The organism is Nitrosomonas sp. Is79A3, assembly GCF_000219585.1.
GTDB lineage: Bacteria > Pseudomonadota > Gammaproteobacteria > Burkholderiales > Nitrosomonadaceae > Nitrosomonas.
Genome location: NC_015731.1, coordinates 1,829,626 through 1,855,243 on the forward strand (window position 1 = coordinate 1,829,626; position 25,618 = coordinate 1,855,243).

Sequence of the window (25,618 nt, forward strand, 5' to 3'; positions counted from 1 at the left end):
AATTTGAATAGTGCAGGGTAAAGATTAACACGACGCCGGTTAAAACGAAATTCAGCAGCACTAACTCTTATAAAATACTTTTAGTCTATTTTTCCTATTCCACTTGTAAACACAGCACAGATCATTCCTGCAAAAAATGATCCTTATAGTTAAGGAAGCTCTGATTAAGTCCTTCGACAGGCTCAGGACGAACGGTAATATATTGATTACGTTTGTGGTGAGCTTGTTGTCGAACCATGAATGTAATCAATTTAATCAGAGCTTCCTTAATTGTAGTATCAGATTTATTGAATTTTATAAAAAATAATCCGTAATTCGAAAATAACTAACTGAAAATGTCAGAATTTTCCTAGGTTAGCAATGATTAATATAATTTAACTAATCAATTGATCTAAAGGAATAAATATATGTCACTAAAGAATTCAATTAAAGAGTTTAAAGCTTTCTTAGGCGATAAGGAATCGCTTCTTGATAAAAGCTATCCAAGAGTAGTGGAAACGATAAAATTACACTGGGGTTACAAAGAATTTTATTTGTGCATCAACAAGTTGCTCGTTGTTGAAAAAGACCAGAATAGACAAGGATTCCCTTTGGAGGTACTGCAAGAGATATATAAATTACAAGAAATACATGAAAAAGTATTTCCAGGATTAAAGCCGTTATTAAATGGCAACTTAGAAACCACTTCACGCAACAGCAAGAGCCATAGTCAGATGTTGATATAGTGTTTTAAAACCACTTGTTGATGAATTACGGATTCATTTTATCCTCCAGTTATCACAGCAGATTAACTTGAATTTCTCCGGATAGTGAAAACCTTTCGACTTTGCTAGTGCATGGACTGCCGACTTTATCCCGTACCCTACTATGCTACGATTTCAACCTGAGTGCCAACACTGATCCAGTCAAACAATTCCAATAAATCGCTATTGCGCATCCGGATGCATCCGATTGAACCGGGTTTGCCCATTTCCACGCTATCTGGTGTGCCATGGATGTAAATATAGCGTCGCATGGTGTCGACCGAACCCCAGCGATTAAAACCCGGCTCACAGCCAGAAAGCCACAAGATGCGTGTCAGAATCCAGTCACGTTTTGGATATTGCTGAGCCAGTTCCGGTGTATAAATTTCACCGGTGGGCCGCCGCTTGATAAAAACTGTATTGACCGGCTGACCGGCGCCTATTTTGGCGCGAATGATATGTTTTCCTAATGGCGTGCAGAAACTGCCATTTTCCTGGCCCGTACCGTTTTTTGCGGATGAAATGCGGAATTGCCGGATGAGCTGTCCATTCGCATCAAGCAGATCAAGTTGTTGGGTTGCAACAGTAATATTAATTTTCATGATTGCTCCGCCCGGCTGTTTTACGTCTCTGTGCGAAAAACTGTTTCAGTAATGCGCTGGCTTCGGGTGCCAAAACGCCAGCCTCTACCTGCAAATGATGATTCAGCCGTGTTTCCGCTGGCAGGTCAATCACACTGCCGCACGCCCCGGTTTTCGGGTCCGTTGCCGCATAAACCAGACGTTGGATGCGGGCATGAAAAATTGCACCGATACACATAACACAGGGTTCCAATGTGACATAAAGCGTGCAGTCCTGCAAACGATAATTGACCAGATTGCTGCCTGCATCGCGCATTGCCATGATTTCAGCGTGTGCAGTGGGATCGGCAGCAGTAATGGGGCGATTATGGCCACGTCCCACGATGATTCCATTTTGCACCACCACGGCGCCAACCGGCACTTCGCCAGAAGCTTGCGCCTGCTGAGCGAGTTCCAATGCAACCTGCATAAAATGTTTATCGGTATCGGTTTCCAACGTCATTGCGGTTTTAAGTAATATTCGACTATTCAGCGGTGCTTTCTCGTCGCGGTTTTTATGCTACATTGCTACTCATTGTAAATCCCGCATCTGCATAGAAAGCTGTTTTCCGGCTTATTCTGCATAAACCCATTTGATTTCTAAAATTTCTATCACACATGATCGCTCAAGCCCACTCGCAACTTCACACTATCCGTGATCTTTTACGTTTTGCCGTCAGCCAGTTTAATAAAGCCGGTCTGCATTTTGGCCATGGTTCCGCCACTGCTTACGATGAAGCGGCGTATCTTATTCTGAAAACCCTCTATTTACCACTCGATCAATTGGAGCCCTTCCTCGATGCGCGCCTGACGGATAGCGAACGCAAACAGGTGCTGGAAATGATCGAACGCCGTGTCACAGACAGAATTCCCGTTGCTTATCTCACGCATGAGGCTTGGTTGGGTGATTTTAGTTTTTATGTCGATGAACGCGTGATTATACCGCGCTCTTTCATTGCCGAATTGCTGCAGACGCAGCTTGCGCCATGGGTCACCGAGCCCGATCACGTCACGGATGCGCTGGATCTGTGTACCGGATCGGGTTGTTTGGCGATTCTAATGGCGCATGCTTTTGAGAATGCGCAGATCGATGCCGCAGATATTTCCGCTCAAGCGCTGGCTGTGGCGCATAAGAATGTACAGGATTACGGATTGGAACAAAGAATTGAATTGATTGAATCCAATCTGTTTTCAGCTTTATCGGGAAAACGTTACGACCTGATCATCAGCAATCCGCCGTACGTCAACGCCGAATCGATGCAGCGATTGCCGCAGGAATACCGGCATGAACCGGAAAAAGCGCTGGCCAGCGGCGACGATGGTCTGGATGCAACCCGGAAAATCCTGCAACAAGCCGCCCGGCATTTAACCGATGACGGAATATTAGTGGTTGAAATCGGCCATAACCGTGCCGAACTGGAACAAGCTTATCCGAAAGTACCTTTTACTTGGCTGGAAACCAGCGCCGGGGATGAATTTGTATTTCTGTTGCAGCGTGAGCAGTTGCCGCATGGGTAAAGTACAACTAAATTTGCATAGAAATATCAAAAAGATTTGAGCTGAGGTATATATTCCTTACCTAATTGAATAATCAGATTTTATTCGTTTCTGATGCATTCTTTTGTACAACTAGGTAGTCCTAGTTCGTTATGCTAGAATCCTGCATGGACTTTGAAATTATTGGCGAAATCAAACAACCTGAAACATTTGCTCGCGGCTCCGGTATCAGAGAATTAAATCGACTTCGCAAGATTCACGGTCTTGGTAATTGGCGTAAGCGTAAAGGCTATGCCACAGTGCGTTTGCCAGATGGGTCAATACGTGAAGCTGAAATTCATTGGTATGAAGCCGCAGGTATTGGTAAGCGTGAATTCAAAATTAAGCGTTATATGGATATACCATCATGAACAAGCACGAATTTGCCATATGTGTTGATAACAGAGGCTATGAAGTATCGCTGGAAATGCGCAAACTCTACGAGGTGCTCACTGATTCCGATGCCGAGAAACATGGACAGATAAGAGTCATAGACGAGTCCGGTGAAGATTATTTATACCCAGCGACAGCTTTCAGCCGCGTATCGCTACCGAAAAGTGTCATTGAACGGGTATTTTCCGCCCATGCATAACACATTTGTGTTAGATTTTAAGGGGAGCTTATGGAAATAGGGTTTGCAAATTTAAAACTCGATAAAGAATGGGATATGGATGATCTTGCTGTCCTGTCCAAGCTTTATGTTCAATGTTATAGTTTTGTGTACTCTCTGTCTGGTTTTGAGGTCCAATCAAAAGATGAGCGTATAATTGACTGGTTTCAAGGGGCTTATGCAAAGTACCCATGGAGAGGCGGGTTTAGTACCGTAAATTTCTATCATGAATTATATGCAAAGATCCCACTTGAACAAAAACCTTCTATCAAAGAAATCCAATATGCATCACCCGGGCACATAAAGTTAAAGGAAGTTCTCGTTGTTGCTGGGTTATTAGCGGGGATCGTAGCTACCGTTACAAATGCAATAGATGATATCCATGAAACTTATAATACCATTCAGAAAGGTTTATCCGAGAGGAGGTTGACTAAGCTTGAGGTAGAACTTAAAGAGCTGGAATTGGAAGAGGCTCGCTTAGAGTATGTAAAAAGGTCCAAGAAACTGCTCATAGAAAAAATGAATATACCAGAGTCAATGCAGTCAGAGTTATCTAGACGAAGTGGCGGAAACAATCTTATGGAGCTAAAAATACTAATGTCATTTTATCGTCGCATTGAGCCTCTAGCCATTATGCAGGATCAAGGGAAGTTGACAGTTGAAGAACCCATTGAAGAGAAATCTAACAAACGCAATTAATTAAGATAATTTCCCGCGATGTAAATAAACGACAAAAAGAGCCAGGGCCGTAGGATGTTCTGAACAAAGTGAAGCGCAGATGCGCCTCTCCACGATAATACTTCCTACACACTAACTTGAAATCAGTACCGGTGTTGAGTTTATTTTTCTATTGCAGTGCGACCAGTTCTGCATAATTGTTTCCTGGTGGTCACGCAATCAAACTCAACAACCGCCGGATCTCTTTTTCATCCAATTCCAGCCACTGTCCGCGTTTGATTCGTGGCGGGAGATTAATCGGGCCGAAGCGCACGCGCATCAGGCGGCTTACCGTCAATCCAATCGCTTCGAACATGCGCCGCACTTCGCGGTTTTTGCCTTCTTTCAAGATGACGCGATACCAGTGATTGATGCCTTCGCCACCTTGTTCGGACAGATAAGTAAAAGCTGCTTGCCCGTCGGCTAACATAACACCGGTGGTCAGTTGTGTTATCTGTTCGGGAGTTAGTTCTCCTAATACCCGGACGGCATATTCTCGTTCCACTTCAAAGCTCGGGTGCATCAGCCGGTTGGCCAGCGTGCCGTCGGTGGTGAAAATAAGCAATCCGCTGGTGTTAAAATCCAAACGTCCGATGGCAATCCATTTGGAAGAACGAAGATGGGGCAGTTTGTCGAATACCGAAGGGCGGCCCTCGGGATCATCCCGGCTGACAATCTCGCCTTCCGGTTTATGATACAGCAGGACTTTGGGCAGACTTTCTTCCAGGTTGAGACGAATCACGCGCTTGCCGATGCGCACGACATCTTGCGCGCCAACCCGGTCACCTACCACAGCGGTTTTGCCGTTCACACTGACTTCGCCGGAAGCAATTAACTCTTCCATTTCCCGCCGCGAACCCAATCCTTTTTGTGCCAGAAGCTTTTGGAGCTTGAAGGTGGGCGTTGCCGGTGCGTTGGAAGGCGCTGATATTTGTTCTGCCTCATCCGTTTTTACAACGTTTACAACGGATACTTTTTTCTTTATTGGCCTGATTGGCCTGTTTACTTTCATGAATGCTTAAATCCGGGAATTGTGCTGACGAAAAAACTATTTGGTGAAACGTGAGAAGAGAGATTTTAAACCATTTAGCGTTCAATCATGCATTTATCGATAGCTGTTCTCGAACACTATGTCACAAAAAATTTAGCAGCAGCTCATGCGGCCGATGAATGCTCGCATGGCAGACGCGAGCAGCATCATGATTAGAACTTGATTTTTTTATGCTTGTTAGAATGTCAGATTGCTTGCCGTCAGGCCGGTGCCATCATTATGTGTCACGATACCGAGGACCTGTATGTCCGAAGCAACAATCGTATCATCACCGCCGGATCCGGCGGCATACAGTACGATTGCTGATTGAGTGGTAGAGAAATTGATGACGAATAGACACTCTTCACCCGTTGCGATTCCGGTGAAGTCGATTTCTTCTCCCAGCTCGGCAACCAAATTGGCCAACCCGGATGTGGTAAATGCGGATAGCGCAATTTCTATTTCAGCATCGGATAACACAATTGCTTCCTGATCAGTGCCGCCAGCGATGGCTTGATTACCCAAATCAGAACCGTCACTCGTTGCATAATCCAAGATCCCATCGCTATCATCGTCCAGCAGTGTTTTTAATGTTCCGGTAATCTGTGACAGGTCATCCGTGGCATCATTGGCATTGGCATCAAGTTGAGTTATTGCGTCGGCGCCGCTATTTGCACCGGCTGCGGCGCCATCCGAAACGGAACTGTAAATCACCGTCTGACGGGTATTATCGTTTGCACTGCTACCCAAAGTAATCGTATCTGCTCCGGCGTCACCCGTGATGCTGTCATTGCCGGCGCCACTGGTGATACTGTCATTTCCGGCACCGCCGATGAGCGTGTCATCACCTGTGCCGCCAGCGAGTGTATCGTTACCGGCACCTCCGGTGATGCTGTCATTGCCAGTGCCGCCATTAATTGTGAAGGTGCCATCCGTTTCTGCGCTGCCAATGAATGTCAGCACACCGGAATTGGCGGCATTGGTGAGTGTCAAAGTTGAACTGGATGCCACCAGAATATCTTTCGTAGTGATAGTGACCGCGGTATTGGTATTGGCAAGTGTGATGGTTTCAATATTTCTGATGTTATCGAAGTCATTTGACGCGGTAAATGCCGTATTTCCAGTTAAGGCGACTGTATCTGTTCCCGAGCTTCCGTCTACACTATCTGCACTGGTTAAACCGGTGGCGGCGGCAAACGTGAAAGTCTCGCTACCTGAACCCCCAGTAATCGTATCGTTACCTAAACCGGCTGTGATGACATTATTTCCCGCGCCACCGTCAATAATGTCATTACCTGTTCCTCCCGTGATAACGTCTGCTGCCCCGCCGCCTGTAATATTGAAAGTGCCATTTGTCTCTGCGCTGCCATTAAAAGTTAATATGCCAGTAGTCAGCGTCGTTGCTTGAAGTGTTAAGGCGGCTCCGGCTGCGACCAAAATATCTTTGGTGGTAATCGCGACATTTGTAGTGGTATGCGTGAGTGAAATGACTTCGATATTGCTGACATTATCAAAATTGGTCGCGGTAACCGCCGTAGTACCGGTTAGAGAAATTGTGTCAATCCCAGTTCCGCCATCCACTGTATCTGCCGTGGTTAGCCCAGTGCTTGCCGCAAATGACAGTGTATCATCACCGCCACCACCGGCTATGACGTCCGTGCCGGTGCCGCAAGTAATGCTATCAGCGTTATTACCACCGGTAATTGTGTCATTAGCAGCGGCGCTGCTGGTAATATTAAAATCGCCATCCGTTTCTGCGGCGCCGTTAAAGGTTAGCCCGCCAGTAGTCGCAGTAGATAACGTCAAAGTGGCGCCCGCAGCAACCAAGATATCCTTAGTAGTAATCGTGGCAGCTGTGGTTGTATTACCCAGCGTAATGGTTTCAATGTTGCTGATACTATCGAAATCAGTGGATGCGGTAAAAGCGGTATTGCCAGTCAGCGCCACCGTATCCGTTCCTGTGCCGCCATCCACAGTATCTCCACTGGTTAAACCAGAAACAGCGGCAAACGTGAAAGTGTCATTGCCGGAATCGCCTGAAAGTGTATCATCACCTAAACCGGGGGTTATGCTGTCGTTACCGTTGCCACCGGCAATCGTGTCATTTCCCGAACCACCGGTAATGACGTCATTACCTGTACCACCCGTGATATTGAATGTACCGTTTGTTTCTGCAGCGCCATTAAATGTCAAAATGCCCGCATTACTCGCATTCGATAATGTCAGCGTGGCGCTTGCTGCCACCAATGCATTGACCGTAGTGATGGCTACTGCCGTATTGACCATGTTGGGCAGTGAAATGACTTCGATATTACTGACATTATTGAACTGAGCCGCTGTAACGGCCGTGGTGCCGGTCAAAGTCACCGTATCCGTGCCGGTGCCGCCGTTGACTGTATCCGTGGTCAAACCGGTACCCGCGACAAAGGTAAACGTATCATCACCAGCTCCGCCCGTAATACTGTCAATGCCTGTACCGCCAGTGATATTGAATTTACCGTTTGTTTCTGTACTGCCAATAAATGTCAGCACACCCGAATTGGCTGCATTCGATAGCGTCAAAGTAGCGCCCGCTGCGACTAAAGTATCTTGCGTAGTAATCGCAACAGCCGTATTTGTATTGGCGATCGTAATGGCTTCGATATTACTGACATTGTTAAAGTTAGTTGCAGCGATCGCTGTGTTACTCGTCAGTGCGACCGTATCCGTTCCAGTACCTCCGTTTACCGTGTCTGCAGTGGTCAAACCAGTGCCAGCAACAAAAGTAAAAGTATCGTCACCAGCACCTGTGGTGATGCTGCTTGTGCTAGTACCTGTAGTTATATTGAATTTTCCCGTGGTATTGGCAATTGCTCCAGTCAATGTTGTTCCAGTAAATCCCGTTACCGTCACGGTATCGCCGTCTGCTACGCCCGAAATTGCTAAATTAGCTGCTCCAGCTGCGATGGCGATTCCATCGTCAACCGCGTTATCCGTCACGGTAACACCGATTGTGCCACTGGCTGGGTTTGAAACGGTCAGATTCCCGGTCAGGCCGGTAATATTTACGGTACCTGCGGCTGCTCCGCCTGAGGTGATGGATAGCGCAGTATTATTTACCAGAGCGGTTGCATCGATACTGACCGTGTCGGTTGCCGCACCGGCGGCCACATTGACTGATGCCGCTGCGGTTCCTGTGGTAATGCTGATTCCGTTATCGGCTGCGTTGGCTGTGGTTATTGCCAGTGTCCCGGTTAGATTAGAAGCAACAATGTTTCCTGCCAAGCTATTCACTGCTAATGCCGAAGCGCTTGTCGCGGCTAGGGTGAGTTCTGTATTTTGCGCCAGTGCCGTCGCATTTATTGTAACGGTGTCGGTAGCATTATTAGCAATCAAATTCAATGCGGCTGAGCCTGTTGTCAGCGTGCGGGCATTGGTGGTGTCATCGCCCAATTCATAGGATTCGATATTCGACAAAGCCGTCACAGCGCCATCACCTTCAATCGTGATTTTTTCACCGCCTGTGCCGCTGCCTGCTGCCGTGATGGCGCCGGTGAAACTCTGATTTTGTGATGCAGTAAGTGTGATCGTTGCTCCCGATGCCAGTGTCAGTGCTTCTACACTGGTGATGGTGCCGCCACTGACATCCGCGCCGGTGCTCAAGCTGAGAATATCGTCTACGGTATTATCGCCCGTGAGGGTGCCAGTATAGGTTAGCGTACCCAAGTTGAAAGTATTCGCATCGGTTGTCGAATCGGCTGTAACATTTGTGCCCGCATTAGAAACCGTTATCGTGCGGGCATTCGTTGAATCATCGCCCACAGTGTAATTTTCCACATCGGTTAGCGTTGTAATCGCACCATCACTGACAATTGTGATCTTTTCACCATTCGCACCAGTACCTGCCGCCGTCATGGTTCCAGTAAAGAGCTGGTTTTGTGATGCCGACAGGGTTACATCATTGGTTCCGGTCACTCCCGTTGCATCAAAGGTTAAATTAGGAAAATTGATTACGATCGCCGCTGCAATACTGGAGCCATCTTGCATGCTTAGCGTATTGGTGCCTGCGTCCCCATCCAGAATAACCGACGTCATCACGAGAGGAGTCCATGTCGCCGCAGTAGAAACTGACAATATGTCATTTGCCGAAGTGCCGGTAAATGCCGTGGCATTCGTCGCCAAGTAAGACTGGACAGTAGATGGAGACGTAGAGCCGCTACCACCGCCACCGCCAGAAGCGGGAGGAGAAGGCAGTAGCAGCGGATCAGGCAATCCGTCACCGGTTACATCACCTACCGTGGCACCTGCCGTTGCGATTGCATTGGTTAAAGTGGACCCGGTTGTACGACTCACTGTAGTCTCGACACTTCCTGTTGCGGCGCCGGATTTCATCAGTGATTCAATGTTTTCAGACACAATCTGAACAGCGGCAATGGTGGATAGTATGTTTGATTTGTCAGGATTGTTTGAAGAGGCATTAACGACTGCTTTGTTTAAATTAGCAATAGTCTGCGAAGCATCGGTTGCCAAAGCGCCAATTTTGAATAACACGGAATTATTCGCACCTGACAATTCGGTGGTGTCTTGAATGATTTGTGCAATAGTATTGCTGGCTGATAAATCAACTAAGCCTGTATTACTCACCAGCGCTGCAGCGAGTGCTTCATAGGTTAAATCAATAGCCGCAGCTTCATTCGTTAAAATGCCTGCGCCATTCAATACTGCAGCAGTTTGACTGATGAGGATACTTACCTTAACCGCTGCAGTATGAATGGCTAAAGCGATATCTGTTGCAGCTTTATCGGTGCCGGTTCGGCTAGTTTCATAAATGGGATCAAAATGAAGCAAATCAACACCTGGATGTAAGCCCAGCGATGCCAATACCTTTGCGGTAGCATCTTCCACTGTAATGGCATTATTTTGTGCGATCTTATCAATGAGTGTGGTCAGTGGATTAATGACTGTTGAACCTGGCGGTGCCGTCATACTTCCGGCAAAGGCTTTCCCGGTGGAAATATCGATTCCTCCGGATACGATCAACTGACCGAAACCAGTTACCCCAGGCAAAACGAAATTACCCAGTGCATCCGATGTGGCGCTGGATTCATTGGCATTGTGAATTCCATCGCCATTTAGATCTGCGAATACGATGGCATCTTTGATATAGCCATCAATTATTTTTCCGCTTACACCTGATTTTAAAGCCGTTTTAGTTAAAGCAACGCTGCCGATATTGGCGGTTACATTTGCGGTTACTTCCTGTAAAACAACCAGACTCGTGGCTGATCCGCCCTGATCAATGGAATAGTAGGCAGCTACTTCGACTTTGTTATTGAATTGCTGGGCTCCGTTACCCCAGTGCGTATTGGATGAATTGACCGATGCCAGTGCTGTTGCCGCCCAGTGTATGACTTCTCCCCGGCTTTCGCCAGCATCCAGCATTTTTTCTATTTCCGAGGCAGCCCATGATTTATCTTCCTTATTGACCAGGGTTCCGGCTGTATTTTCTACAAACCGATCGGCAAACGCATGATTGGATAGCGTGTCTGAATAGCGCGATTGTTTAAAAACATCGGTTTGAGCAAGTATATTGGCCAGTTCTTTAACAGAGCTGCCGGTATTTTTAATAAAAGTAACAAATTCATTTAAATAATGTGCACCCGGCGCTGCATTGAACATCGCTTCAACTGTTCGTACCACTTCCAGGTGTTTATCATCCATGGTTTCCTCTAATTTACTCAGGCAGCATCGATGATGCCACGTATATAAATTGATTCTACCGAATGGATAGGTAAATTAATTACCCTAATAAAGTAACTAAATTACCTCATATTATTGTATATAGCTAATAATTTGCTTTAGAAAGGCAATTTAATGCCTGGCGGCAAACCCAATCCGCTGCTAAGTTCCGCCATTTTTTCCTGAGTGGTGGATTCCACGCGCCGGACAGCGTCATTAAAAGCCGCTGCTACGAGATCTTCCAGCATTTCCTTGTCATCACCCACAAGGCTGTCATCAATACTGACTCTTTTGACATCATGGCGGCAGGTCATGATGACTTTAACCATACCCGCTCCCGATTGACCTTCTACTTCGATGGTGGCAAGCTTTTCCTGCATTTGCCGCATGTTTTCCTGCACCATTTGCGCTTGCTTCATCATATTTCCCAGATTACCTCTCATTTTTACTACCTCCTTTATTTCTGAATCGATTTAATTGAAGGAACGATTAATTTTGCATCAAACTGTTCAATCAGTTCTTGCACAATCGGATCTTTCTCAATGGCTGCAATGGCTTGTTCCTGTTTTTCTTCTTCTTCACGTTGTTGTAGTGCCACGGGTGTTAACCCCGTGAGGCTGCCAACAATAAAATTAAGCACGACAGGTTTACCAAAATAACTATTTAATTCTGTCTGGATTTTATCCTGATATTTCTTTTCCAGCAGGTGCTTATGCACATCTGGTAGATACAATTCTATGTTTTCTGCTGATAGAACTTTGGCTTCGCTATGCTGCGCCAGCATTTTAGCCATTCCAGTCAGCTTTAATTGCTGCGTCAATTTCGGCCAATCCAGACCGGATAAATCAACACGGATACTGTCAGGGGAGGGCTGCACCTTCTGCTCAGGCTCTGCTTGCTGTGAAGTATCCGCTTCATTGAATGGCTTGGTAAGCATTGATGAAACTTGCGGCGGTTGATTATTTGCTGAAAGATCCTCCGGCATGAAAGTCAACATGCGCATCAGCGTCATAGTAAAACCGGCATATTCATCCGGTGCCAGTCCCAGATCACTGCGTCCGTGCAATGCAATCTGATAAAACAACTGAATGTCATCGGGCGAAAAAGTTTTTGCCAATGAAAAAATACGCGCGTATTCTGGCGTATCCTCATTGATCGCTTGCGGAACGGTTTGTGCCAGCGCGAGGCGATGCAATAAAGCTGCCAAATCCTGCAAGACTGAATCAAACGAAAGGCACTGTGCTTCCATTTCATCGGCCAATGCCAATAATTTTAAACCATTCCTCTGCGCCAGAGCTTCCAGCAGATCAAAAAGATAGCCTTGATCAATGCTACCCAGCATATCACGGACACCGGCTTCTGCAACACACCCCTCGCCGAAAGCAATAGCCTGATCCAGCAGACTTAATGCATCGCGCATGCTACCTTGAGCAGCACGGGCAATTAACTGCAGCGATGGCGTGTCGCACTGGATTTTTTCTTGTGCCAAAATTTTATTGAGGTGGCCGGCAATTTGTGTCTGCGGAATTTGTTTCAGATTGAATTGTAAACAACGCGATAAAACTGTGATCGGTATTTTTTGCGGATCGGTTGTAGCCAATACAAATTTGACATGCGCAGGCGGCTCTTCCAAAGTCTTCAACATGGCGTTGAAGGCTGATTTGGAAAGCATATGGACTTCATCAATGATATAAATCTTGTAGCGCGCGCTGGTAGGGGCATACAGTGTATTTTCCAGCAATTCACGCATATTATCCACTTGCGTGTTGGATGCCGCGTCCAGCTCTATCAGGTCAATAAAACTGCCAGAATCAATTTGCAGGCATGCCGGGCAAGTGCCGCACGGGGCTGCGGTTACGCCCGCTTCACAGTTGAGCGACTTGGCCAGAATACGGGCGATGGTTGTTTTGCCGACGCCGCGCGTGCCGGTCAGCAAATAAGCATGGTGCAATCTGTTTTGCTCAAGCGCGTTGGTCAGCGCTTTGACCACATGCTCTTGTCCGGTTAATTCTGAGAAATTTCTAGGGCGCCACTTACGCGCAAGGACTTGTGTTTGAGACACGTTTTTTGATTGAATTGGAAAAGCGGATTAGACCTATTAAACCAATAAATTGTCCGTAAAGATAGAAAAATAGATTCCTAAAGCCTGTGTTGGGTGGCGAGCCAGACCCCCGGCACTCGCAATAAACGGCTGTGGCTGCTTCCTTCCGGACCTGACCAGATTCACCATCTTGCAATGCGGGGAGGCCCGCCATAAAACCTATCAAAGTGCCGCAGTATACCAGCAGATGATCGATTACTCCAATTCGATTGCTGAATAAGCAGCATTTATCTGAGAAATGAAATAAATTCAAATTTAAATCCGGCGTGGCCGTTATGTTATTTTTCGCTCTTGAGATTGGAATTATGTTTCATCATTATGACCTGCTTGATGATCTGAATAAGCCATTGCCGTTAAGAGATAAGATTGTCAGCGCACACCATTCTGTTCAGGATAAATTTCCTTTTATTTCACGTATTGCTATCGCACTGTACGATACCAAAACACGCATACTGAAAACTTATATGGATAGTAGTGGAGAAGACAAGCCATTGGTTCATTATCAAGCCCCCTTGGTTAATGCACCATCATTAAAGGAGATTTTGGCTAAAGGACTGCCGCGGGTTGTCAATAATTTAGTTACTTTTGAAAATGGTACGCATGAGCACACGCGAAGGATAGGCCGCCAAGGCTATGCAGCGAGCTATACCATGCCAGTTTTTCATAACGGTGAGTTTGTCGGATTTTTGTTCTTCAATTCAAATGAAAGCGATGTATTTACAGAGAATGTTTTAAGCATCCTCGATATTTACGGACATTTGATCTCATTGATGATCGTGAACGAACTTTCCACGTTAAAAGTCATGAGTGCGGCGTTGAAAACAACCAGTGGTATTACCCATTTGCGCGATCCTGAGACGGGCAGTCATTTGGATCGTATGTCACGCTATAGCCGCATCATCGCCGAATCACTTGCCGATCAGTATGATCTGAATGATGCTTATATTGAACATATTTTTATGTTCTCACCACTTCACGATATTGGAAAGATTTCGATACCGGATAGTATCTTGTTAAAGCCAGGACCGTTGAATGCGGAAGAGCGAACAATCATGAATACGCACGCATATAAAGGCAGAAGAATGATTGATGATATTGTCGCAAATTTTGGTTTTGGCAATCTCGATAACATTGATATTTTGCGAAATATCGCCGAATATCATCATGAAGCTATTAACGGCAGCGGTTATCCGGCCGGAAAGATCAAGGGTGAAATTCCGCTTGAAGCACGCATTGTTGCGGTAGCCGATGTATTTGACGCGCTTACTTCCCGCCGTCCCTACAAGGAGGCATGGGGCAATGAAAAAGCATTCGATATGCTCAAACAGCTTGCCGGTGAGAAACTGGATAGTGACTGCGTGAATGCTTTGATTGAGAATCAACAGAAAGTTGAATTGATTCAGCAGCAATTCAAAGAAAATATCTATGGTTAATAGTATCTAACCGGTTGCATGCGCGGTATGGAGTTTGCCTTTTCAAATATCCGGTGAATGCGCATCAATTAAATCCGCTAAAATAGGCAGTTTTATTTTGAGGCTTTTAAATAAAGCCATGATTGCCAACCAATCTACCCAAACTCTGATCAAACCCAGTGATGCCACCGCGTGGATTGCATGCATCCGGCGTGCATGGCTGGATAAACATCAACCCGCAGCCTATGAGCCTGATGCATTTAATCAGTTACTCAGTGATCTTGGACTAGAACATGAAGCCGCCATGCTGGCCAGACTGGAAAATCAGTTTCCAGTGATTCAAGCAATTTCCTTTGATCATACCCAAGTTTTGATGCAACAAGGCGCACCGGTTATCTACCAAGGGCGGCTGATGGATGAACAGCAAGGTTTGGTGGGTTATCCCGATTTTCTGATTCGTCACGAAAGCGGTCAATATCAACCTGCTGATGCCAAGCTTTCACTCAGTGAAAATAAAAAGGCGATTCAGATCCAACTGGGCATCTACCGCCGGTTACTGAGAAATGAATTGCCCGCCATGGTTTTCCTCGGAGATGGACGCACTGGATTGCTTGGTGATGAGGTTAATCCCGTGGTCGATGAGTTTATAACCGGAATGCGAGCGTTGCTTGATCTTCCGCAACAGCCAACCGTTCGTTATAGCCATAGCAAATGTCGTATTTGTCCGTATGAGGCCCATTGCCGTCCGGATTTTGAAGCGCAAGAAGATATCTCGTTACTTTATGGAATTCACGGTAAAGCTGCGAAGCATCTGGCGGAAGCGGGTATTTCAACAATTTCACAGCTTGCCATGAGTACAGCTGAATCCATCCCGGATGTGCCCTATCTCAAAGGTAATAAAAGAAAGCACCGCGCCATTCTGCAAGCCGGCTCATTTCTAAGCGGTAAAGTATTTCAGTTGGTTAAAGCCATTTTGCCGGAGGGCACCTGGATTCATTTCGATATTGAAGATAATCCTTTAACGCCAAACCGGGAGCGTCATGTTTATCTTTGGGGGTTTTTGGTACCTGCATATACCCGAGAGAGCTTTGAGTATGTGTGGACCGATGATGAAACCGGCGATTACGAAGGCTGGCTCGGTTTCTTGCAGAAAATTGAAGAATATCGTGTACGCTATTCACCATTGGTATTAGCACATTATTCCAATCACGAAAAAGCCACTATCAGGAAATATGCCGAACGCTATGCGATGGAAAATCATACTACTGTGACATGGCTGCTCGGTGATAATAGCCCGTTGTTTGATATGCAAAATCCTGTTCTGGATTGTTTGGTGCTGCCGCTACAGGGGTATGGTCTTAAGGACATCTGCAAACATCCGGACCTGGTTAATTTTCAATGGGAAAATGAAGAATCCGGATCGCAATGGTCAGTTGTGCAATTCAATCGCTTCCGCTCGGAATCGAACTTAACCGAGAAGCAAAAACTCAAGGCGGAGATACTGAATTATAACCGTGATGACGTCACAGCCACCCGAAGACTGGAAGTATGGATTAGAAAGTTATTTTGTTGAATGTATCAGCGGACATTCCATATTCAGGGATGGATTTTTCAGATTAAATAATACGTCCGTAAGAATCCTCAAATCTTACGATATCGTCTTCGCCAAGATAGGTTCCTGACTGAACTTCTATGAGATGTAAAGGAATCTTCCCGGGATTCTCGAGACGATGCGATTTGCCGAGCGGGATGTATGTCGATTGGTTTTCTGTAAATAAGGTTTCTTGATTTTCTACAGTGACTTTGGCGGTACCGCTGACGACTACCCAATGTTCCGCTCTATGGTGATGCATTTGAAGTGACAGCCTTTCTCCCGGTTTCACCATGATTCGCTTGACTTGAAACCGTTCCCCCTTGTCGATTCCCTCATACCAGCCCCATGGGCGGTGAACTCGCAGATGTTCGAGATGTTCCTTGCGCTGATTGGATTCGAGTTGTTGTAGTGCAGTCTTGAGATGTTGTGCCTTGCTTTTGTGCATTACCAGCACGGCGTCGGCGGTTTCAACAACAATGATATCGTCGAGTCCGATTACGGCGACTAGGCGATTTTCCGCACGAATATAGCTTTTTTGGGTATCGAAAACGAGCGTATCACCGCTGGTGACGTTGCCATTGCCGTCCTTGGGCGCAATCTGCCATAGGGAATCCCAGGATCCGACATCGCTCCAGCCGAATTGTGCGGGTACCACGGCGGCACGATCGGTTACCTGCATGATCGCATAATCAATCGAATCCGATGGAGAAGCTGCAAATGCTTCCTTACCCGGAAGGATAAAGCCAAGATCCGTTGTTTTTTCTTGCCAAGCTTTCTGGACAGCATCAAAGATGTCCGGTCGATGCCGTTGCAATTCTTGCAGATAATTTCCGGCAGTAAAAACGAACATGCCGCTATTCCAGGTATAGCCGCCTTCCTGCAAATAAGCGGCAGCGGTTTCCCGGTTAGGTTTTTCAAAAAAAGATTGAACTTGATAAGCAGTCAGTGCAATCGGTGTGGCAAACGAAAGCGCTGCACCGGCCTTGATATAACCATAGCCTGTTTCCGGTGCAGATGGCACGACACCAAAAGTCACCAAATAACCTTCCTGGGCAGCCATTTTTGCTGTTTCCACCGCCTGTGCAAAAGCAACCTGATCGTCTATGACATGATCGGCTGGTAAAACGATCATCAAAGCGTTTTCATCGATCTGTGCCAGATGAAATGCAGCAAGCGCGATCGCTGGCGCGGTATTGCGTCCGGCCGACTCAAGATAAATCGCTTCCGGCTTGATTTTTATCGCTTCACATTGTTCCTGGATCAGAAAACGATGTTCAAAATTACACACAATAATAGGAGCCTGCGAATTCGATAGTGCAGTTGCCCGGACGAGTGTGGCCTGCAGCATGGTTTCTTTTGCGACGAGCGGTAACAATTGTTTAGGATAGTTGGCGCGTGAAAGGGGCCATAATCGCGTGCCGCTTCCACCGGAAAGGATGATGGGGTGAATGTTTACGTTCATTTGCTTAAAGTATCCTTATTTGTTACGAGACGTGCGTGGTAAGACGATTCTTGCACTCTGAGCTTGACATCGCCAATACTGCAAGGCATCTGTCCGATTGTCAAATGGGCGGCAAAAAGACTGGCATAGCAGTGTTCATTAATCATGCTGGATGTTTTTGTTATTTACGTTGATACTGCAGTTCTGACCGAAGTGGATAGGCTCCGTAATAAAACTACTCCGCTGCAAAAATGCTATTATTTCTAGTAACTTATTATAATTGCTTCCATTAGAGTAGTTTCCTAATAGAGAATCCAGGTTAAATCTTTAAGAAAATTCTGATTAAGTTGATTACACTCGTGGTTCGACTAGCTCACCATGGACGTAATTAGTATATTATCGTCCGTCCTGAGTCCGTCGAAGGGCTCAAATCTTTGGGGAGTACGAATGATTCGCCATCTGTACATGCTTCTTGCGCTATTTATACTATTCGCGTTTTCTGCCTGTGCAACCAAAACACCAGAAAAGAAAACGCCGGATTCGCCCGATAAGGCCAAGATTCTGACACCTTTTGAGCAGCTATCTTTCAAATCGGAAGGAAAAACGGTTTTTGAGGATGAAGGAAAATTCATCCTGATCGAAGGAAGCAAATGCATGCAGCGGGACAATGGCGCAGAGGCGGCAACCGTGCTGCAATGGATCGAAATGCCCGGCTACGTGGATAGTGCGACCGTCGTGCTGAATGGCTGGGATCTGCGCTATCTGCAGAAAGATCGCGAAGTGAACTCGATGAAAGCCGACATCATCCACAGCAAGCTGGTTAAAAGCGCCGGTTCTTCCTTCCTGGTGTTTGAAGTACAAGGCAAACTGGATGACCAGAATCGTGCCGGTGCGTACGAGTTCTGTGTATTTTATAGCGGATTCGGCTATCGCTCGGTTTGGTTTGATGCCGCGATTGAATGGGATTACAACGGGATTGAAGCATCAGCGCTACAGAATAAAGCGCAAGGCGCAGTGGCCACTGTGGAAAACTTGGGAAGCAAAGGCACGCTGAAAGGTAATGATGTGATTGCGATTATTCCGCGCGGATTTGATTTTCAGTTTGATGACACCTTCGAATGCGAATTACGTTTCCCCCCCTGTAAATGGGCGGATCGTGCCGACTATCGTTTGCTGCAAGCTGCCTACAGTCTGTCTCAAACCGGCGCTTCGCCTAACCGCGACGGCAGCCCGCACTGGGTCACTCAAACCATTTTCAAAGATAACGATACGCGCACGCACCGCATTAAAACACGCGCCGCCCAGATTCGCGGCAGCAGCGTCAAACTGCGCGCAGACTTCTTGGCACTGAATCCTCGCGCCGGAAAAACCGCTACCTGCCGCAAAAACACCGACGGCATTGTCCGCACCCAGACATTCCGCATCAATGATTTACCCTACGACTATGCCGTGCCGATGCTGACCGGCTGGGACCTCTCCTACGAATGCGAGCATCAGCAAGTGCAACGGGCAGGCATCTGGATCCATGACATCCACTTCAATCCGGAAGCCAACAGCCTGGAATATCAAGTATCGTCCATCCTGCGCGACCAAGATGGCGCACCCAGCTTCAATGCCGCGCACCGCATCACAGTATTAGGACTCAACCGCCTGCCGTCGCCAGAGCAGCACCGGACACCTAAAATTGAAATCAAGCTCAGGGAGCAGTGATTGATTATCCGTGCTTGCTTATAGTAAACCGATAATTAATAGCAGGATAATTTGAGTTTGTTATGATCATAAGACAATTTGCAGTTTTTATAAGACATCGGGTGTCTTATATATTACGTTGGGCGTGTCAGATCGACCCATTTCAAAAATGAACCGTTAGATATATGGAGATGATCAATGAAACCGGAGAGGATCTTTGAGCTCATCGTATGGCTGCTAATCGTAGCCGGTGGGTTAGTAACTGCGTATGTCTCTTTTGGAATCCTAAGCTCCGAGGCAAGCGGCCAGTTGGAGAAGTATTCGTTCAGTGGAGCCATTGCTGGGGCGCTCGTTTCTTGGGGAGTACTAACTTCAGTGTATTTGCAGGTGCGAGGATCAAGCAGAGAACTTGAACAGCTGCGCGATCGCACCGTAGAACTCGAGCACAAGTTGATTAGGGGCGCTCCAAAACCTGAGGGCTTTACTATTGAGGTGGACGAAAGACAACGAATTGTTCTCGCAAGACCGGAAGAATGGCAACCGAAGGGTGGTTTGATCTTCGATCTCGAGCTATCCGAGCAAAAAATGAAGGATGGTGACACGTTCGTTCCTACATTCCGCTGTTTCTTCGAGCCGATCGATCCCAAGTCAAGCCGGGCAGCGTGGGTCGATAGGCAACTGAAAGACTTGGAGGATGCGGTAGGTTTTGTCGGCTCCTTTACGACTGAGATGGTACCCATAGGTGCCGAACTTGCCGGAGTCAAAGAAAGTCTGAAGATAATTGTACGACAATTCGTACGAATCGAATGGAAGCGTTCGCCAGTTACTGGAAACGTTGAGAGAAATTGGTCTCTGATTCACAAAGATGAGGCTGCAGGCATTCTCTTTGGCACATCCCCTGAGAGTGTGAGTGCGAGTATGTCAACCTCGGTAACCCTTACGGGATACGCACTCCGTAAGGGGGGCGTATGCTATGTTGGTACTCGACAGGCTCAAGCCAACGTGAGCCAAGACGGCAAAACAGCGGTCGTCACCGTGCTGAAAGAGGATATTGCCTATCGAAACCAAGTAGAAATAGAGTGGGAGAATCCGGAGGTACACGGACTGCGCTCCAACAAGCTTTTTCTGGGTGTAAGTAGAGATGATAAGACTGAGGAGCAAATCGGAATCCACGCGATCTCGAAGCCTTCCGATGAACTCATTGCGCAGGAACCAAATGATGCAGAAGGCAAAACATCTATGTCTCCCAAGAGTGAAACGGAAGAACCACGACTGGTATTCCAGCAAGTGGTTAGGATGCGCGTGATTTGTTACAACGAACCACTAAAGAGAATTTACACATTTGACTTCTGGGATGACGCGCAGGACTTCAACGAGTCTAGCGCCCTCTTCAATCAAGTATTGAAATCCGTTAGATTCTTGGACTAGGCACAACGCACAACGCACAACGCTCACATTGCGATCCTGCCGACTGCTTTCCGCTACGCTCCAAGCGTTGGATGAGTCTTTACTTTTGGCATCAGAAATGGTGACAACTGCAATATCAAGCATGGCAACAATTACGGAATTCTTCGATCCAATGAAGTCAAATACCACCGGCTCTTCCGGATGTGTTTGATTTCATTGCACCGGTCTTCGCACTTCACGAAACCAAACCCGGTATTGTTCCATTTTCGCGCGCTGTTCCGCTGGTGCGTGGCGGCGGCAGGTGGCATATTCCTCTGTATCCGGCTTCGCGCCCCAGCGTATTTCGGCGCAGTCGTTCGGGTTATAAGCCATTTCATAGGCCGGTTTGCGTGCTAGCACCTCGGCCACGGAAAGCTCCCAAGGGCTGCCGTCCGTGCGCGTGTAGCGGATGTTGCGTTCCTGGATTCGCTTTGCGTGGTATTGCTCGATCTCAGCCTTGGCTTCGTCGGGGTTCTTGCCATTCAGTACAAACAACTCGGGATGGCGCACGATTTTCTCAGGCAAATCGTTCAGTACATTGATCGCGATAATCAGGCGCATGTCGCGGGAAGGGGTGGAGTAATCCTCCCAGGGGCCGAGGGTCTGAAAAATCGCAGCACCGCTGGGCATCGGGATGACGCTACGCGGGTTTTTTCGGAAATATGCCTCGCCATTGGCCACGGAATTTACGCGCGTCTCGATTTGTTCGATCAAGGCAGCCAGCGTAGCTTCGTAAACTTGTACAGGATCAAGGCCGCCAGGGTTGATGAGCTTGGCCAGCGTGGCGTAGAAATCATCGGGTGTGAGGTAATCTTGCTCCAACGAAAAGGCAGTGAATTCGGGGTGATCGATTAACTCGTCATTAGAAAGTACCCGCCATTTGCCCGAGGTTGTAGGGATCAAAGGCCGGAAAGTCTTGAAACCCGGCCCGGCGTTTCCGGTGTTGGCGAACAGCAAGGTGCCTTCCCAGATTCGTTTGCGAGCGACTGAATTGTCCGGTTGCGCATCGACAGCCAGCAGCATGCCAGGGCGATCGGCTGTTTGCGGCACCCATTCAACCAGTACCAAAATATGCCCGTAGGGGTCGGCATAAACCGCTCCCGGCCACAGTGTCTCGCGGCTGAGCGGAATCGGATACAGGTCGGTGGATTCATCGGCAAGCCCGGTGCGCGCAGAGCCGGAATGAACAGTATCTGCCAAGCGTCTGCTGAATTTCTTGAAATCGGCCTGCGAACTTATGCCACGGGTAAATTCGGTCATGATGGTGGGCGCGCCGCAATACGGCGGCGCTTTGGCCGAACCACGCCCGCAGGGGCGGAAGGCAATTGGCAGACCGGTTTTCCAGGCAAAATAAGCCCGCAAGGTGTAGGGCAGATCGGCGCAATCGGGGGTTAGCGGCAAGTTATTATCTTCGTTGAGACCATGATAGTTGTGCAGAAAGTTGCGCTCGGTATTGCGCAGCACCGGTTCCAGGGAATTAAAGCTGAGGTTTTCCTCGGGCGGTGCGCCAAATAAGGCTTCTATCCAGGCGGAATAAAAGGCTTCGGCGGCAAGATTCCATATTTGCGGTCTTTCCTGTGGTCCTGGCCCGCCAATAGTGAGTTGCTGGCAAGCAGTAAGCTTGCCATCCCGGTTTGCTTCTATGCGATATTGTCCCTCGTTAAGTCTTTCCAATCCGGCGATCAGACTCCAAGGCGGGCCGCCGCGGCGACGGGACTGCAACGGTATGCGCTGGCCTTGGTTGTCGATCAGGGTCAATTCGGATACTGGGCCATCCGTGGACACGGCCATAATCTTGACCGGGTCACCGATCTTAGGACTGAGGGGGGAGACCCAAATGCGTGTCGCACCGGTTGCTTCGCATGCCGTGTCCTTAGCATGGGCCGCCGAAATGCTGACCCATGCCAGCAAGAAAACAATGAAATAATTCGCGGACTGGGTCAGTAAACCCGGAAAATAGCCTAATCGGTAAGAACGCATCAACGCTCCTTCAATGGTTTTTCTAGAAAGATAGAAATAGAAATCTCACAATAGATTGTACTTCCTGTCGCGCAATTTCAATCACCTTTATCAATCTATTTGACAGTAGCCAGTGCATCATGTTTGAATAATGTACAATTATCAATTTGAGTATTATCCACAGTATGAGTATGATAAATCGCGGCGGGAAACGGGAAAATGCGGGCAGACCTATGGGTGTGATTACCGATTCCATGCGCAAATTCAAGTGACCCGCGCCATTGCACTTGTTGATTGCAACAACTTCTATGTGAGTTGCGAGCGGGTGTTCAATCCGCAGTTGGAAGGCAGGCCGGTTGTCGTGCTTTCCAACAATGACGGCTGTGCGGTTGCCCGGAGTAATGAGGTGAAAGCATTGGGGGTGAAAATGGGGCAGCCGTGGTTCCAGTTAAAGGATTTGGCCAAAGAACACGGAATTGTCGCGCATTCATCCAACTATGCGCTGTATGCCGACATGAGCAATCGCGTGATGAGCCTATTGTCAGCGTTCAGTCCGCAACAAGAAATTTATTCGATTGATGAATGCTTTCTTGATCTCAGCGGATTTAAAACGCGGAACCTGACGTTGTACGGCCAGCAGATTCGCCAGCGGGTCAAACAATGGACAGGGTTGCCGGTTTGTATTGGGATAGGATCAACCAAGACGCTGGCTAAGTTGGCCAACCATATCGCCAAGAAGAATTCTGAATGGAATGGTGTGTGCGATCTAAATAGTCTGCTGCCGCAACAGCAAGAGGATTGGTTCAGCCAAATTGCGGCCGGAGAAATATGGGGTATTGGCAGACGGCTTGCGCCCAAACTGCATGACAGAGGAATCAAAACTGTGCTGGACCTGAAGCGCGCCTCGCCATCCGATATGCGTTCCAGTTTTTCGGTTGTGATGGAGAAAATTATTCGTGAAATTAACGGTATGCCGTGTATTGAGCTGGAAGAAATTTCTCCTGCCAAAAAACAAATCGTCAGTTCACGGTCGTTTGGAATTCCTGTTTCAGATTTGGCCAGTCTGGAAGAATCTGTTTCGCTCTATATCAGCCGTGCGGCAGAAAAACTACGCCGGCAACACGCGTATGCCGGTTCCGTGTACATTACTATCCGTACCAGCCCATTCAACGAGAAAGACCGGTATTATGCAAATGGCCTGACCATTCCGCTCCCTACGCCAACCGATGATACGATGCGGCTAACCAAGGTTGCTTTGTGGGGATTATGCAAAATTTATCGCAGCGGCTATCGCTATCAGAAAGCAGGCGTGATGCTATCCGAGCTGGTTTTTGCAAATCACCGGCAAGCTGATTTGTTTGGTTCGGTAGTAATAGAGAGCAAATCCAGTCAATTGATGGCTGTGATCGATCAAATCAACGCCAGAATGGGTAAAAGCACGTTGAAACTGGCATCCGAAGGCTTCCGGCAACCCTGGAAGATGAAGCGAGGAAACCGGAGCCCAAGTTACACCACGCGATGGGATGAATTGATTTGCGTCACGAAATAAACAGAGCAAATCCACTTTGCTGGTATAACTGCGTATATAAATTATTAACTTGAGGATTTTCCCTATGCCGATGTTATCGATCAACCCGGCCACAGGCCAAACCATACAATCTTTTCCAACCTGGCAAAGCGCCGAAATCGATGCGACATTAAGTCAGGTGGCGTCCGCGCAGACTGATTGGGCGGCGCTCAGTTTTGCGCAGCGGGCGAACTGTATGCGGAATCTTGCGAAGATATTCCGGCAGCGTGGCGAGGAGTATGCCAATCTGATCACGGAAGAGATTGGAAAATTACTCAAAGAGGCCAGGGCGGAGATAGAAAAATGCGCGATGGGTTGTCAGTACTACGCCGATCATGCGCAATCGTATTTAAACGATGAAGTGATTACTTCCGATGCCAGTCGTAGCATGGTTATTTATCAGCCTTTGGGCACCGTATTGTGCATCATGCCGTGGAATTTTCCTTTTTGGCAATTAATACGCGCGGCAGCACCGGCGATGATGGCAGGCAATGCGGTGGTGTTAAAGCATGCATCAAATGTTCCCCGTTGTGCCCTTGCGCTGGAAGAGGCATTCCGGCAAGCCGGATTTCCTGCTTATACATTCCGCACCCTGATGATCAGCGCCGAACAAGCGGAAGCAGTGGTCGCCGATAAACGTATTGCGGCGGTCACCTTGACCGGCAGCAGTGCGGCAGGACGGAAAGTCGCGGCGGCTGCCGGTCAACATCTTAAAAAATGCGTACTCGAGCTCGGCGGGTCGGACCCCTTTATCGTACTCGACGATGCCGATATCGCATTCACCGCGCAGCAAGCGCTCGTGGCGCGTTTCCAGAATATGGGGCAGAGCTGTATTGCAGCCAAACGTTTCATTCTTGTGGATACTATCGCCGATTCATTTGTTGAGCAATTTAAGGCACTGGTCAGCCAATTGCGGAGCGGCGACCCGAAAAACGATGCCACCAGCATTGCGCCGATGGCGCGCGCCGATTTGCGCGCCACGCTGCACGACCAGGTGGAAAGGAGCCTGGCAGCGGGTGCAAAGCTCGTGACCGGCGGCACTTTTACCGGCACACAAGGCGCGTATTACGCGCCGGCAATCTTGGATCATGTGCAACCGGGCATGCCGGCGTTTGATGAGGAATTGTTCGGCCCGGTGGCTGCGATAGTGCGGGTAAAAAATATCGAAGAAGCCATCCAATTGGCCAATCAGACAGATTTCGGTTTAGGCGGCAGTGTGTGGACATCTAACGCGGCGCGGGGTGAAGCGCTGGCGCGGAAAATTCATGCGGGCTGCGTCTTTGTCAATGGCATCGTCAAAAGCGATCCGCGCTTACCGTTCGGTGGGATTAAAGATTCCGGGTATGGACGGGAGCTGTCTTATCACGGTATCCGTGAATTCATGAATATCAAAACGGTGTGGATCAAGTAGCAATGGGTGAAACCTGAATTGGCT

At 47.8% G+C, this 25,618-nt stretch carries 19 protein-coding genes and 1 other RNA gene; 11 read left to right on the forward strand and 9 right to left on the reverse strand.

What is annotated here, in order from left to right:
* The first annotated feature begins 407 nt into the window (after positions 1-407).
* Positions 408-725 (forward strand): hypothetical protein, encoded by a 318-nt coding sequence (locus tag NIT79A3_RS08450; RefSeq protein WP_013965797.1) that lies wholly within the window; start codon positions 408-410, stop codon positions 723-725.
* Positions 726-865: 140 nt separating this feature from the next.
* On the opposite strand, the gene NIT79A3_RS08455 is transcribed toward NIT79A3_RS08450, so the two are convergent.
* A complete protein-coding gene (locus tag NIT79A3_RS08455) occupies positions 866-1,345 on the reverse strand; it encodes a L,D-transpeptidase (RefSeq protein ID WP_013965798.1) in 480 nt (159 codons plus the stop codon).
* Positions 1,335-1,826: a tRNA adenosine(34) deaminase TadA gene (gene tadA, locus NIT79A3_RS08460; RefSeq protein ID WP_013965799.1), complete on the reverse strand. Its 492-nt coding sequence runs from the start codon at positions 1,824-1,826 to the stop codon at positions 1,335-1,337. Before tadA ends, NIT79A3_RS08455 begins: the two co-directional genes overlap by 11 nt.
* Before the next feature lie 155 nt (positions 1,827-1,981).
* On the opposite strand from tadA, the gene prmB reads away from it, so the two are divergent.
* The 4 genes from prmB (at position 1,982) to NIT79A3_RS08480 (ending at position 4,208) form a co-directional block, all read left to right on the forward strand.
* Complete coding sequence (gene prmB / locus NIT79A3_RS08465) at positions 1,982-2,881, forward strand: 50S ribosomal protein L3 N(5)-glutamine methyltransferase (protein WP_013965800.1); 900 nt, start codon at positions 1,982-1,984, stop codon at positions 2,879-2,881.
* A 146-nt stretch (positions 2,882-3,027) separates the two neighbouring features.
* Complete coding sequence (locus tag NIT79A3_RS08470; RefSeq protein ID WP_041360261.1) at positions 3,028-3,270, forward strand: hypothetical protein; 243 nt, start codon at positions 3,028-3,030, stop codon at positions 3,268-3,270.
* Positions 3,267-3,491, forward strand: a complete 225-nt coding sequence (locus NIT79A3_RS08475) for a hypothetical protein (protein WP_013965802.1) — start codon at positions 3,267-3,269, stop codon at positions 3,489-3,491. Before NIT79A3_RS08470 ends, NIT79A3_RS08475 begins: the two co-directional genes overlap by 4 nt.
* 30 nt (positions 3,492-3,521) lie before the next feature.
* Positions 3,522-4,208 carry a hypothetical protein gene (locus tag NIT79A3_RS08480; protein ID WP_013965803.1) on the forward strand — a complete coding sequence of 229 codons (687 nt, stop codon included), beginning with the start codon at positions 3,522-3,524 and terminating at the stop codon, positions 4,206-4,208.
* A 190-nt stretch (positions 4,209-4,398) separates the two neighbouring features.
* Here NIT79A3_RS08480 and rluB read toward each other — a convergent pair whose 3' ends face one another.
* From rluB to ffs, 5 genes are all read right to left on the reverse strand, one after another.
* The gene (rluB, locus tag NIT79A3_RS08485) at positions 4,399-5,238 is read right to left on the reverse strand and encodes a 23S rRNA pseudouridine(2605) synthase RluB (RefSeq protein ID WP_013965804.1); all 840 of its coding nucleotides are present in this window, start codon (positions 5,236-5,238) and stop codon (positions 4,399-4,401) included.
* 216 nt (positions 5,239-5,454) lie between these two features.
* Entirely contained in the window at positions 5,455-10,956 is a 5,502-nt protein-coding gene (locus tag NIT79A3_RS08490; protein ID WP_013965805.1) for a calcium-binding protein, read from the reverse strand.
* A gap of 137 nt (positions 10,957-11,093) precedes the next feature.
* Entirely contained in the window at positions 11,094-11,417 is a 324-nt protein-coding gene (locus NIT79A3_RS08495) for a YbaB/EbfC family nucleoid-associated protein (protein WP_013965806.1), read from the reverse strand.
* A gap of 14 nt (positions 11,418-11,431) precedes the next feature.
* Positions 11,432-13,036 carry a DNA polymerase III subunit gamma/tau gene (dnaX, locus tag NIT79A3_RS08500; RefSeq protein WP_013965807.1) on the reverse strand — a complete coding sequence of 535 codons (1,605 nt, stop codon included), beginning with the start codon at positions 13,034-13,036 and terminating at the stop codon, positions 11,432-11,434.
* Between the two features lie 92 nt (positions 13,037-13,128).
* An RNA gene (ffs, locus tag NIT79A3_RS18065) (signal recognition particle sRNA small type) lies at positions 13,129-13,227 on the reverse strand.
* Between the two features lie 153 nt (positions 13,228-13,380).
* Here ffs and NIT79A3_RS08505 point away from each other — a divergent pair.
* Positions 13,381-14,508: an HD domain-containing phosphohydrolase gene (locus NIT79A3_RS08505; RefSeq protein ID WP_041360785.1), complete on the forward strand. Its 1,128-nt coding sequence runs from the start codon at positions 13,381-13,383 to the stop codon at positions 14,506-14,508.
* A gap of 118 nt (positions 14,509-14,626) precedes the next feature.
* Positions 14,627-16,060 (forward strand): TM0106 family RecB-like putative nuclease, encoded by a 1,434-nt coding sequence (locus NIT79A3_RS08510; RefSeq protein WP_049785411.1) that lies wholly within the window; start codon positions 14,627-14,629, stop codon positions 16,058-16,060.
* Positions 16,061-16,103: 43 nt separating this feature from the next.
* Here the strand turns inward: NIT79A3_RS08510 and NIT79A3_RS08515 are convergent, their stop codons facing one another.
* Positions 16,104-17,543 carry a mannose-1-phosphate guanylyltransferase/mannose-6-phosphate isomerase gene (locus NIT79A3_RS08515; RefSeq protein ID WP_013965810.1) on the reverse strand — a complete coding sequence of 480 codons (1,440 nt, stop codon included), beginning with the start codon at positions 17,541-17,543 and terminating at the stop codon, positions 16,104-16,106.
* 426 nt (positions 17,544-17,969) lie between these two features.
* On the opposite strand from NIT79A3_RS08515, the gene NIT79A3_RS08520 reads away from it, so the two are divergent.
* Entirely contained in the window at positions 17,970-19,232 is a 1,263-nt protein-coding gene (locus NIT79A3_RS08520) for a hypothetical protein (RefSeq protein WP_013965811.1), read from the forward strand.
* A 177-nt stretch (positions 19,233-19,409) separates the two neighbouring features.
* The gene (locus NIT79A3_RS08525; RefSeq protein ID WP_013965812.1) at positions 19,410-20,639 is read left to right on the forward strand and encodes a hypothetical protein; all 1,230 of its coding nucleotides are present in this window, start codon (positions 19,410-19,412) and stop codon (positions 20,637-20,639) included.
* Positions 20,640-20,831: 192 nt separating this feature from the next.
* On the opposite strand, the gene NIT79A3_RS08530 is transcribed toward NIT79A3_RS08525, so the two are convergent.
* Positions 20,832-22,637 (reverse strand): hypothetical protein, encoded by a 1,806-nt coding sequence (locus NIT79A3_RS08530; protein ID WP_013965814.1) that lies wholly within the window; start codon positions 22,635-22,637, stop codon positions 20,832-20,834.
* Between the two features lie 130 nt (positions 22,638-22,767).
* Between NIT79A3_RS08530 and umuC the strand changes: the two genes are divergently transcribed.
* Positions 22,768-24,165 (forward strand): translesion error-prone DNA polymerase V subunit UmuC, encoded by a 1,398-nt coding sequence (gene umuC, locus NIT79A3_RS08535; RefSeq protein WP_013965815.1) that lies wholly within the window; start codon positions 22,768-22,770, stop codon positions 24,163-24,165.
* 64 nt (positions 24,166-24,229) lie between these two features.
* Positions 24,230-25,594, forward strand: coding sequence for an NAD-dependent succinate-semialdehyde dehydrogenase (locus NIT79A3_RS08540; protein WP_013965816.1), 1,365 nt, complete (start codon positions 24,230-24,232; stop codon positions 25,592-25,594).
* The last annotated feature ends 24 nt before the right edge of the window (positions 25,595-25,618 follow it).